Annotated in this window: 11 protein-coding genes; all 11 read left to right on the top strand. The window is 64.6% G+C overall.

Features of this window, described 5'->3' with window-relative positions; translation table 11 throughout:
• Nucleotides 1-132 precede the first annotated feature (132 nt).
• The 11 genes from rpmI (at nt 133) to A6F65_RS12635 (ending at nt 11904) form a co-directional block, all read left to right on the top strand.
• On the top strand, nt 133-336 hold the full coding sequence (rpmI, locus tag A6F65_RS01470; protein ID WP_067785076.1) for a 50S ribosomal protein L35: 204 nt from the start codon (nt 133-135) through the stop codon (nt 334-336).
• A 17-nt stretch (nt 337-353) separates the two neighbouring features.
• The gene (gene rplT, locus A6F65_RS01465; protein ID WP_067785074.1) at nt 354-713 is read left to right on the top strand and encodes a 50S ribosomal protein L20; all 360 of its coding nucleotides are present in this window, start codon (nt 354-356) and stop codon (nt 711-713) included.
• Between the two features lie 80 nt (nt 714-793).
• Nucleotides 794-1897 carry a phenylalanine--tRNA ligase subunit alpha gene (pheS, locus tag A6F65_RS01460; protein WP_067785071.1) on the top strand — a complete coding sequence of 368 codons (1104 nt, stop codon included), beginning with the start codon at nt 794-796 and terminating at the stop codon, nt 1895-1897.
• Nucleotides 1894-4281: a phenylalanine--tRNA ligase subunit beta gene (gene pheT / locus A6F65_RS01455; protein WP_067785068.1), complete on the top strand. Its 2388-nt coding sequence runs from the start codon at nt 1894-1896 to the stop codon at nt 4279-4281. The genes pheS and pheT overlap by 4 nt, the downstream gene beginning before the upstream one ends.
• Nucleotides 4278-5024, top strand: coding sequence for an SDR family NAD(P)-dependent oxidoreductase (locus A6F65_RS01450; RefSeq protein WP_067785065.1), 747 nt, complete (start codon nt 4278-4280; stop codon nt 5022-5024). Before pheT ends, A6F65_RS01450 begins: the two co-directional genes overlap by 4 nt.
• Nucleotides 5025-5127: 103 nt before the next feature.
• On the top strand, nt 5128-6690 hold the full coding sequence (locus A6F65_RS01445; protein WP_067785062.1) for a peptide chain release factor 3: 1563 nt from the start codon (nt 5128-5130) through the stop codon (nt 6688-6690).
• A 31-nt stretch (nt 6691-6721) separates the two neighbouring features.
• On the top strand, nt 6722-7282 hold the full coding sequence (locus tag A6F65_RS01440; protein ID WP_067785059.1) for a pyridoxamine 5'-phosphate oxidase family protein: 561 nt from the start codon (nt 6722-6724) through the stop codon (nt 7280-7282).
• An 11-nt stretch (nt 7283-7293) separates the two neighbouring features.
• Nucleotides 7294-7989, top strand: coding sequence for an endonuclease/exonuclease/phosphatase family protein (locus A6F65_RS01435; protein WP_067785055.1), 696 nt, complete (start codon nt 7294-7296; stop codon nt 7987-7989).
• Nucleotides 7990-8138: 149 nt separating this feature from the next.
• Nucleotides 8139-8477 carry a P-II family nitrogen regulator gene (locus A6F65_RS01430; protein WP_067789693.1) on the top strand — a complete coding sequence of 113 codons (339 nt, stop codon included), beginning with the start codon at nt 8139-8141 and terminating at the stop codon, nt 8475-8477.
• Between the two features lie 17 nt (nt 8478-8494).
• On the top strand, nt 8495-9817 hold the full coding sequence (locus A6F65_RS01425; RefSeq protein WP_067785052.1) for an ammonium transporter: 1323 nt from the start codon (nt 8495-8497) through the stop codon (nt 9815-9817).
• A gap of 338 nt (nt 9818-10155) precedes the next feature.
• Entirely contained in the window at nt 10156-11904 is a 1749-nt protein-coding gene (locus tag A6F65_RS12635) for an autotransporter domain-containing protein (protein ID WP_157093013.1), read from the top strand.
• The last annotated feature ends 197 nt before the right edge of the window (nt 11905-12101 follow it).

Genomic DNA, 12101 nt, shown 5'->3' with positions numbered 1-12101 from the left:
ACGCCCGCAAGGCTTGCAATCCGCGCGCCATCCGCTATTTGCGCGCACTTCACCGACACGTGATTCATCTGCCGGTCTGGCCGTTAGGGCTGCCAGGGCTGGTTGGACGTGTTTCTGAACTAGGAGACGAAAATGCCCAAACTGAAGACCAAGAGCGGCGTCAAGAAGCGCTTCAAGCTCACCGCCACCGGCAAGGTCAAGCATGGCGTGGCCGGCAAGCGCCACCGCCTGATCAGCCATAACGCGAAGTATATCCGCCAGCAGCGCGGCACCAAGGTCCTGGCGAAAGCCGATTGGGCTGCCGTGAAGAGCTGGGCCCCCTACGGGCTCAAGTAAGCAGGAGGATATAGACAATGCCCCGCATCAAACGTGGTACGACCACCCGCACCAAGCACAAGCGTCTGCTGGACCAGGCCAAGGGCTATCGCGGCCGCCGCAAGAACACCATCCGCGTCGCGCGCCAGGCCGTCGAAAAGGCCGGCCAGTACGCTTACCGCGACCGCAAGGTTAAGAAGCGCAACTTCCGCGCCCTGTGGATCCAGCGCATCAACGCGGCTGTCCGCGTCGAAGGCCTCACCTATTCTCAGTTCATGCACGGCGTGAAGCTGGCCGGTATCGAGCTGGACCGCAAGGTCATGGCCGATCTCGCGATGAACGAATCCGCGGCGTTTACCGCCATCATCAAGCAGGCGAAGGAAGCGCTTCCCGCCTGATTGTTGACGCGATACGAAAACCAGGAAGCGCCATCCGAAAGGGTGGCGCTTTTTGTTTGTCCGGTTAAGAGGCACGCACGATGAGCCAGGAACAGGAAAAACAGGTCGCCGACACGCTCGAGCGACTGCATGGAGCGGACAGCGTCGACGCGGTCGAGGCAATCCGGGTCGAGGCGCTGGGCAAGCAGGGCTGGCTGAGCGGCCTGATGAAGACGCTCGGCAAGATGACCCCCGAAGAGCGCCAGGTGGAAGGCCCTCGCATTCAGGGCCTGCGTGCCCGCGTGGCCGACGCCATTGCGGACCGCAAGGCCGTGCTGGAGGCCGCTGCGCTGGAAGCCAGGCTGGCGAGCGAGGGGATCGATCTCACCCTGCCCGCCCCGGCCATGCCGCAGGGCAGCGTCCACCCGGTCAGCCAGGTGATGGACGAGCTGGCGGAGATTTTCGCCGACCTTGGCTTCGCCGTCGCCACCGGTCCCGAGATCGAGGACGACTGGCACAATTTCACCGCGCTCAACATGGCCGAAACGCACCCCGCGCGCGCCATGCACGACACCTTCTATTTCCCTGACGTGGATGCCGAAGGCCGCCGCATGCTGCTGCGTACGCACACCAGTCCGGTGCAGATCCGCAGCATGATGAAGCAGGGCGCGCCGATCCGTATCATCGCACCCGGCCGCGTCTATCGCTCCGACAGCGATGCGACCCACACGCCCATGTTCCACCAGGTCGAAGGCCTAGTGATCGACAAGGACATCCACCTCGGCCATCTGAAATGGACGCTGGAGACTTTCCTCAAGGCCTTTTTCGAGCGCGAGGATATCGTCCTGCGCCTGCGCCCGAGCTACTTCCCCTTCACCGAGCCAAGCGTCGAAGTCGATGTCGGCTGGAAGGATGAGAACGGCAGGCGCGTGCTGGGCGGCGACGGCGATGCGCCGGGCCATGGCTGGATGGAGCTGCTGGGCAGCGGCATGGTCAACCGCCGTGTCATCGAATTTGCCGGGCTTGACCCGGACGAGTGGCAGGGCTTCGCCTTTGGCGTGGGTGTCGATCGCCTCGCCATGCTGAAATACGGGATGGACGATTTGCGCGCCTTCTTCGACGGCGACCACCGCTGGCTGGCGCATTACGGCTTCTCCGCTTTCGACCAGCCGACACTTTCCGCCGGTGTAGGAGCGCGCTCATGAAGTTCTCGCTCGAATGGCTGAAATACTTCCTCGAAACCGATGCCTCGGTTGCTCAGATCGCGGCTGCGCTCAACCGCATCGGGCACGAGGTGGACGAGATCGAGGACCCGGCCGAGAAACTCGCGGGCTTCCGTATCGCGCATGTCCTGACGGCTGCGAAGCATCCCGATGCCGACAAGCTGCAGGTCCTCTCCGTCGACACGGGCGAGGGCGAACCGCTGCAGGTCGTATGCGGCGCGCCCAACGCGCGGGCCGGGATGAAGGGCGTGCTGGGCCTGCCCGGCGCGGTCGTGCCGGCCAACGGCATGGAACTTCGCAAGAGCGCCATTCGCGGCGTCGAATCGAACGGCATGATGTGCTCCGTGCGAGAGCTGGAGCTGGGCGAGGAGCATGACGGCATAATCGAGCTGCCCGGCGATGCGCCCGTGGGCCAAGGCTTTGCCGAGTACCAGGGCGCCAGCCCGGTCTTCGACGTGGCCATCACGCCCAACCGTCCGGATTGCATGGGCGTTTATGGGATTGCCCGCGATCTCGCGGCGGCCGGCGTGGGACAGCTGAAGGACTTCGCGGTGCGGCAAACGGACGGCGAGGGTGCTTGCCCGGTCGAAATCCGCACCGACGATCCGGACGGCTGCCCGGCCTTCCACGGCCGCGTCATTCGCGGCGTCACGAATGGCACAAGCCCCGAGTGGATGCAGCGCCGCCTTATCGCGGCGGGCCAGCGGCCGATAAGCGCGCTGGTCGATGCGACCAATTACCTGATGCTCGCCTTCGGGCGGCCGGCGCATGTCTACGACCTCGCGAAGCTCTCCGGCCCCGTCGTGGCGCGGCGAGCGAAGGACGGCGAGACCATCGAGGCGCTGAACGAGAAGACTTACACGCTGGACGACACCATAACCGTGATCGCGGACGATAATGGCGTTCACGATATCGGCGGCATCATGGGCGGCGAGCATTCCGGCGCGACCGAGGCGACGACCGACGTCCTGCTGGAAATCGCCTATTTCGATCCCGCGCGGATTGGCGTGACCGGCCGCAAGCTGGGCATTGCGACTGATGCGCGTACGCGATTCGAGCGCGGCGTGGACCCGGCTTTCCTTGAGGATGGGCTTGCCATCCTGACAGACCTAATCGTGCGCACATGCGGCGGCACGCCTACCGAAGCGGTCCGCGCAGGCTCCGCGCCGGATGGGGCAAAGGTCATCGCTTTCGATCCCGCCCTGACGCAGCGCCTTGGCGGTGTGGACGTGGATGAGGCGGAGCAGCGCCGGATCCTGGAAGCACTCGATTTCAAGGTCGGCCCGGACTGGCAGGTCACCTGTCCGCCGCGGCGCCACGATATCGAAGGCCCGGCCGATCTCGTCGAAGAAGTCGTCCGCATCCACGGACTGGACGCCGTGGAAAGCGTGGCCCTGCCGCGCGCGGAGGGCGTCGCGCGCCCCACCGCCACGCCGCAGCAGGCAATGGAGCGCCGGCTGCGCCGCGCCGCTGCTGCCGGCGGTCTAAAGGAAGCGATCACCTGGTCCTTCCTGCCCGTGCCGGAGGCGGAGCATTTCGCCGACGGCCACCAGCTGTGGGTGCTCGACAATCCGATCAGCGAGGACATGAAGGCCATGCGCCCGTCCCTGCTGCCGGGCCTGCTGTCTGCCACCAAGCGCAACATGGACCGCGGCGCCGACAGCCTGCGCCTGTTCGAGATCGGCCGACGCTATTTCCGCAGGTCAGACGGCGCGAGCGACGAGAAGGCCGCGCTGGGCGTGCTGCTGGCTGGCGAGAAGACGTCCCGAGGCTGGGCAAGCGGCAAGGCCAGCGCCTTCGACGCATATGATGCCAAGGCTGCCGCCGAGCGGCTGCTGGCCGAGGCTGGCGCGCCGGTCGAAAAGCTGATGGTGATGGAGGATGCGGGGGAGCAGTTTCACCCCGGCCAGTCCGGCACACTGCGACTTGGCCCCAAGAACGTGCTGGCCCGCTTCGGCGCGCTGCACCCGCGCACTCTGGAGGCCTTCGACGTCGATGGCCCGGTGATGGCGGCGGAAATCTTCCTCGACGCCATCCCGCAGAAGAAGGGCGCCAGTTTCGCCCGCTCCGCCTATGCGCCGCCCGCTCTGCAGGCGATCACGCGCGATTTCGCCTTCCTGGTGGACGCCAGCCTGCCCGCCAGCGACCTGCTGCGCGCGGTGAAAGGCGCGGACAAACAGGCCATCGTGGATGCCCGCGTGTTCGACGTCTTCGCCGGACAGGGCGTGGCGGAAGGCAGGAAATCCGTCGCGCTGGAAGTCACCCTCCAGCCGGGCGAGAAGACCTTCACCGACGAGCAGATCAAGGCAATCAGCGACGCCATCGTCGCCGCCGCCGCCAAGCAGGGCGCGGAGCTGAGGGGGTGAAAACAGCCTTCGTCTCAGGCGCCACCTCCGGCATCGGCGAGGCCACTGTCCGCACGCTTGTGGCGAGCGGCTGGCGCTGTGTTGCGACCGGGCGGCGCGGTGAGCGGCTGGATGCGCTGGTGGAAGAGCTGGGCGCGGACAAGGTTCACCCGGCCGTGTTCGACGTGCGCGACGAAGCGGCGATGGATGCCGCCATCGAAGCGCTTCCGGGCGATTTCGCCAAGGTCGACCTGCTGGTGAACAATGCCGGGCTCGCCAAGGGGCTGTCCGCTGCGCAGGATGCTGACCTTGCCGACTGGCAGACCATGATCGACACCAATGTCACGGCCATGGTGAAGCTGACGCGCAAGCTTCTGCCGGGCCTGATCGAGCGGCGCGGGGCGATCATCGCCATCGGCTCTGTCGCTGGCAGCTACATTTACCCCGGCGGCAATGTCTATGCGGGCAGCAAGGCCTTTGCGAACCACTTCACGCTTGCCCTGCGCGCGGACCTGCACGGCACCGGCGTGCGCGTGACGAGCATCGAGCCGGGCATGGTCGAAACTGAATTCACCAAGGTGCGCACCGGCAGCCAGCAGGCATCGGACGATCTCTATCGCGGGTCGGACCCGATGACGGGGCAGGACATCGCCGATACCATCCGCTGGATTGCCGAACTGCCGCCGCATCTCAATATCAACCGGCTGGAACTGATGCCGGTGAACCAGGACTTCGCCGGCTTCCGCGTGCACCGGGAGGATTAGCACCGATACAAGCCACGCTCGTGCTGAGCCTGTCGAAGCACGCCCGCGCCACGCCAGCATCCTTCGACAAGCTCAGGATGAGCGGATGAAGGTTAGAGAACTTATGACCAACCAGCGCCGCACCTTTGCCATTATCTCCCACCCCGACGCGGGTAAGACCACGCTGACCGAGAAGCTGCTGCTTCGCGGCGGCGCGATCCACCTTGCGGGCGAGGTCAAGGCGCGCGGCGCAGCGCGGCGGGCGCGCAGCGATTGGATGAAGATCGAGCAGCAGCGCGGCATCTCCGTCACCAGTTCCGTGATGACCTTCGAGCGAGACGGCATCACCTTCAACCTGCTCGATACGCCGGGGCACGAGGACTTCAGTGAAGACACTTACCGCACGCTGACGGCGGTCGATTCGGCCATCATGGTGCTGGACGCCGCCGCCGGTATCGAACCGCAGACGCTTAAGCTGTTCGAGGTATGCCGCCTGCGCAGCGTGCCGATCATCACCTTCATCAACAAGATCGACCGCGAAGGCCGCGATGCGTTCGAGCTGCTGGACGAGATTGCGGAAAAGCTGGCGCTCGACACCAGCCCGATGAGCTGGCCGGTCGGCATGGGCGGCCTGTTCGAAGGCGTCTTCAATTTCGAGACGAAGCAGCTCCACCTGCCCGAAGGCGATGGCAAGGAATTCCTCGGCAAGACGATCCAGACCGATGGCCCGGAAGACCCGGCGCTGGCCAATCACCTTTCCGCCGATGGTGTGGAGCGCGTAGCGGAAGAGGGCCTGCTGGCGCGCGAGGGCTATCCCGAGTTCGATTTCGAGGCCTATCGCAATGGCGATCTGACGCCGGTCTATTTCGGCAGCGCGCTGAAGGAATTCGGCGTGGAGGCGATCATCGATGCGATTGCCAAGTATGCGCCCGCCCCGCGGCCCCAACCGGCGGGCGATGGCGAGATCAGCCCGGACCATGACGAGGTCACCGGCTTCATCTTCAAGGTGCAGGCCAATATGGATCCGAACCACCGCGACCGCATCGCCTTCATGCGGCAGGTCAGCGGCACCTTCAAACGCGGCATGAAGCTGACGCCGAGCGGGCTGGGCAAGCCGATCGCCGTGCATTCGCCGATCATGTTCTTCGCGCAGGACCGCGAGATTGCCGACACCGCCGAGCCGGGGGATATCATCGGCATTCCCAACCATGGCACGCTGCGCGTTGGCGATACGCTGAGCGAAAAGGACGAGGTGCGCTTCACCGGCCTGCCCAATTTCGCACCGGAAATCCTGCGCCGCGTCCAGCTGAAGGATCCGACCAAGACCAAGCAACTGCGCAAAGCGCTGGACGATCTTTCCGAAGAAGGCGTGATCCAGGTGTTCTACCCGGAACTGGGCGCGCAATATATCGTGGGCGTGGTCGGCCAGCTGCAGCTGGAAGTGCTGATCAGCCGCATGGCCGCCGAATACAAGGTGGATGCCGCGCTGGAGGCATCGCCCTTCGCGACCGCACGCTGGCTCAAGGGACCGGATGCGGCCCTGTCGGAATTCGAAGGCTTCAACCGTCCGAACCTGGCGCGGGACCGCGACGGCGACCTCGTCTTCATGGCGAAAAGCCCCTGGGACGTGAATTACCAGCAGGAAAAGAATCCGGAGCTGACCTTCTCCGCTACCAAGGAGCGGTGACATCCGGCGCGCGCCTGCGTAGCGTAGCGCAATGGCCGACTTCACCGATACGCTCTCGCCAGACCACATCGCCATGATCGAGGCGCAGCCCGTCTTCTTCGTGGCGACGGCGGCGACGGGTGCGCGGATCAACCTCAGCCCCAAGGGTCTGGACGATACGCTGCGGGTCCTTGCGCCTGACCGAGTTGCCTATCTGGACCTGGCGGGATCGGGGAACGAGACGCAGGCGCACCTGAAGGCGGACGGGCGGATCACCCTGATGGTGTGCAATTTCCGCCAGCCGGCGCTGATCCTGCGGATCTACGGCACCGGCGTGCCGGTGATGCCGGGCGATGCTGGCTGGGAAGATCTGGCCGCGCACTTCAAGCTGCTGCCGGGCACGCGGCAAATCTTCGATATTGCGGTGGAAAGCGTGCAGACCAGCTGCGGCTGGGGCGTCCCGCTAATGGAATACGAAACGGACCGCGCGACGCTGGTGAAATACCACGCGCAGGCCGAGCCGGAAAAGTGGGAAGCCAAGCACGCCGCGCGCGATACCAGCATCGACGGCCTGCCCGTACGGCCGCCCGAACGCTACATCGCTGGCGATTGAGCGGCACGGCAATGCGGCTCCGGATCGCCAGCTACAACATTCACAAGGCGGTGGGCACGGACCGCGTGCGCGATCCCGAACGTATCCTGACGGTGCTTGGCGAGCTCGATGCCGATATTATTGCGTTGCAGGAAGTGGACCGCCGCTTCGGGCGCAGGATCTCTGTCCTGCCGAGACAGGCGGTGGAGGAGCACGGCTGGCACGTCGCGCGGCTCCGGACGCGGCCGGCGAGCATGGGTTGGCATGGCAATGCCGTGCTGGTGCGCCGGCACATCGCCATCGACCGGACGGAAGCGATCGCGCTCCCACGGCTGGAGCCGCGCGGCGCGGTCTGCGCGCACCTCTCTGTCGGCGGATCGGCCTTGCGCGTGGTTGCCACCCATCTCGACCTGTCCGGCATCAGGCGGCGCCACCAGGTCGCCTCGATTGCCGATCACATCCTGGGCGAGGGTGGTCCCGCAGTCGTGCTGGGCGATTGCAACGAATGGACGCCGGGAAGCCAGATGCTGCGTCCTTTTCCGGAAGGATGGCAGCTCGCCGATCCGGGCCGCTCCTTCCCCAGCCGCAGGCCGGTGGCAAAGCTCGACCGCATCCTAGTAAGCCCGGAGATGCGGCTGCTGGACAGCGGCGTGCACCATAGCCCCCTGTCTGCCCGCGCGTCCGACCACTTGCCCGTATGGGCGGACCTCGACCTGCCTGAAATATAGGCAGCTGCCGATTATCTAGGCGGTCGGGCAGGCCCGCTCGCGCAACATAATTTCACGATTACCCCAAAAGGCGCGCTCCGGCGAACTGGCACGCTTGTTGCAGCGCACAATGCGACCGGACGCGATCCGGTGAGCAAGAGGGGTTCGTGATGAAATTCATCGTTGCCATCATCAAGCCGTTCAAGCTGGACGAAGTGCGCGAGGCGCTGAGCGCCATTGGCGTCGCCGGCATGACGGTTTCCGAAGTGAAGGGATTTGGCCGCCAGAAGGGCCAGACCGAGATTTACCGCGGTGCGGAATATTCCACCAACATGCTGCCCAAGGTGAAGCTGGAAATTGCCGCTGCGGATTCGCTCGCTGCGCAGGTCGTGGAGACCATCCAGCAGACCGCCAGCACCGAAAGCATCGGGGACGGGAAGATCTTCGTCCTCGATCTCGCATCCACAACCCGCATCCGCACCGGCGAAACCGGCGACGCGGCGCTTTGACGAAGGGGGTCAAGACAATGATTCGCAAGGTATTCGCAGGCGCAGCGGCGCTTGCATCGACGGTGGCCTTCCCGGCCGCCGCATTCGCACAGGAAGCGGCAGAAGCCGCAGCGGCCGTGCCCAATCCCGGCAACAATGCGTGGATGATGACGGCAACCGTCCTGGTCATGCTGATGATACTGCCGGGCCTGGCCCTGTTCTACGGCGGCCTCACCCGCTCAAAGAACATGCTGTCCACCATGACACAGGTCGGCGGCGCGGCTGCGCTGGCGATGCTGGTCTGGGTGATGTGGGGCTATTCCACGGCCTTCGGTCCCGAAGGCAATGCCATCTTCAGCTGGGGCGTGCCCTTCCTTGCCGGGATCGACGCGTCCAGCACGGCGGCCACCTTCACCGACGAGGTGATCAGCGAGTACGTCTTCATCAGCTTCCAGATGACCTTCGCAGCAATCACCGCCGCGCTGATCCTGGGCGCGACGGCGGAGCGGCTGAAGTTCAACGCCGTCATGCTGTTCGTGCCGATCTGGCTGACCATCGTCTATTTCCCGATCGCGCATATGGTGTGGGCCGGGGGCGGCTTCCTGTTCGAGAAGGGCGCGCTGGACTTCGCGGGCGGCACCGTTGTGCACATCAATGCCGGTGTATCAGGCCTCGTGCTGGCCTTCCTGCTTGGCAAGCGCCGCGGCTATCCGGCAGAACCCATGCCGCCGCACTCCATGACGCTGACCATGGTCGGTACGGGCCTGCTGTGGGTCGGCTGGTTTGGCTTCAACGCTGGTTCGGCGCTGGAAGCGGATGCCTCGGCCGGTCTTGCCATGATCAACACCTTCGTCGCCACGGCGGCCGGTGCGCTTACCTGGATGGTGATCGAGCGGATGGCGGGCCACAAGGGCAGCGCGCTGGGCTTCTGCTCTGGCGTTATCGCCGGCCTTGTCGCTGTGACCCCGGCTGCTGGCAACAGCGGACCGTTTGGCGCGATCCTGCTCGGCATCCTCTCCTCCATGGTCTGCTACTTCGCAGTGGCGAAGGCGAAGGCAAAGTTCGGCTATGACGACAGCCTCGACGCTTTTGGCATCCACGGTGTGGGCGGCATCGTCGGCGCGATCGGTACGGCCGTGGTTTACCAGCCGTTTCTCGGCGGACCTGGCGACGGATCGACCGCGCTGGGCGCGCAGCTCTGGATCCAGACCGAAGGCGTGCTCGTCACCATCGCCTGGGCTGCCATCGGCACCTTGGTCGCAGGCTTCATCGTAAAGGCCCTGATCGGCCTGCGGGTCGATGCCGAGGCCGAAAGCGATGGCCTCGATATCTCCGAGCACGGCGAACGCGCTTACAACTGATCACGAACTTGCCGGGGCGGGCACTCCTCTCCCGCCCGTCCCGGCAATACCCACGTTCCTCCTGCGAACGTTAGACTTTCCGGGCTGGCAGGTGTACGCACCGCCAGCCCTTTCTTTAAGTTCCGAAAAATCGTCTGGCAGGCCGGATTCAAGGGAACGGATGTCGTCCTCGCGATTAGTACAAGCGTTGCCGATGGGACACACGGGGTCACTTGAAAGAGACAATTCAAGCAATTGGCCATGGACAGGCGGGGCGCATGCGCCTATTCGCCTACTGGGCAATTGTGACGGTGTTGGCGACGTAGGCTTCGTCGTCCCATTGTGCGATTGACGATCATATGGCGGGCATCGGCCCGCTTCATGAGGGAGTTTTTATGATGAACCGCAATTTCCGTCAGCTTCTGGCGGTCAGTGTTGCGGCGAGTGCGCTTTACAGCGTCCCCGCAGCAGCACAGAACCCGATTATCACGCGGCCCGATGGCAACATCACCGCTACGCTGAATGATCCAGTCTTCGTTTTCGACCGGAACCAGGATGCTCTCGCCAGCGCTCTGCAGAACGAACGTCCGCGCACGCCGCGCACGACCGACTTCCAGAACCTGCTGAACCAGCTGAACGGCCAGAATGCGCAGCAGTATTACGATGCTCTGTCGCAGCTCAGCGGTTCGGCTTACGCCACGTACATGCAGTCGCTCGGCACGTTCGGCCAGCGCACGGCCGGCTTCCTGGCCGACCAGGGTGCATGTCGTGACCTCGACCTGACGAATGGCATTTCGTGCGACACGAATGCTGGCGCGCTGTGGATCTCGGGCAATTACGCTCAGGAACACATCGACTCCGGTGTCGTCGTTGACACGCCGCGTCTGGATTCCGACCAGTACCTTCTGATGCTTGGCGGTGACCTGCCCATCGGTGAGCACGGCAAGATCGGTGTGGCCATCGGCTACATGGAAAACGACGCCGAGTTCGTTGGTCGCACCAACAACCAGAACAGCATGATCAATGGCGATGGCTATATGATCGGTCTGTACGCTGCGAATGACAGCGGCCCGTTCTACGTTCGCCTGTCGGGCAGCTATGCTGACCTGGACGTGGAAAGCGCCCGTTCGATCAACATCGCTGGCCCGAACGGCCTCGCCGGTACGGCTCGCGGTGTCACGAACGCCGAAATCTGGAGCGCAAGTGGCCAGGCCGGTTTCCGCCTGCCGCTCGGTTCCTCCGTGTGGCTTTCGCCCTACGCAGGTGTTGACTTCGTCAACGCCGAACTGGACGAATTCACGGAATCCGGTTTCGCCGACGCCAACCTCATCGTCACCGGTACGGACGAAGATTACCTGACCTCCGAACTGGGCCTCGAGCTCGGCGGCGTTCTGGGTAACATTCGCCCGAGCCTGAAGGTGGCATGGCGTCACGTGTTCGAGAACAACCCGGGCTTCTTCACCGCGCAGTTCGCCGGTGCACCGGGCACGCGTTTCCTCGTAACGGGTGACGATCGCGTCGACGATTTCATCGTTGGCGGCGTTGGCTTCGCAGCCGGCCTGACCGACAACACCTACCTCGAAGCTGGCTTCGAAGGCTGGTTCTCGGACAAGCACCAGGTGAACTCGGGCTTCGTGACCCTGCGTCACGAGTTCGGCGCTCCGGAAGTTGTGGCTCCGCCGCCGCCTCCGCCCCCGCCGCCGCCCCCGCCGCCTCCGCCCCCGCCGCCTCCGCCGCCGCCGGTCGTTCAGACCGTCTGCAACAAGGGTCCGTACATCGTGTTCTTCGACTGGGATAAGTCGAACATCACGCCGGCAGCTGCCACGGTCCTGGACAACGCGGTCGCAGCCTACGCCGATTGCGGTACGGTTCCGATCATGCTGGCCGGTCACACCGACCGTTCCGGTACGGTTACCTACAACGAAGGCCTGGCCGAGCGTCGCAATGCGAGCGTTCGTAGCTACCTCACTGGCGCAGGCGTCCCGAACGCCCGCATCTCCAGCGAAGGCTTCGGCGAATCCATGCCGCGCGTCCCGACTGCGGACGGCGTGCGTGAGCCTCAGAACCGCCGGGTGGAAATCACCTACGGTCCGGGTTCCGGCATGTAATTTCGCACATAGCGAAACAAGAAGGGGCCGGGGGTATCACCTCCGGCCCTTTTCTTTTGTGCGATTGATTTCAGGAAGGCAGCGCCGGATCAGGCTGACGAATGTCAAAGCGTTCGGGTCAGCCGGTCGCGCCGACAAGCCCGCCGCAATGTGCCCGCGCGTTATGGCCGCGAATGGTTGGCTGACGTACGAAGTGG

It is taken from the genome of Paraurantiacibacter namhicola, assembly GCF_001687545.1.
In the GTDB taxonomy this organism is placed as follows: Bacteria; Pseudomonadota; Alphaproteobacteria; order Sphingomonadales; family Sphingomonadaceae; genus Paraurantiacibacter; species Paraurantiacibacter namhicola.
Note: the sequence above shows the minus strand (reverse complement) of the source record. Positions and strands in the feature narration are given on the sequence as shown.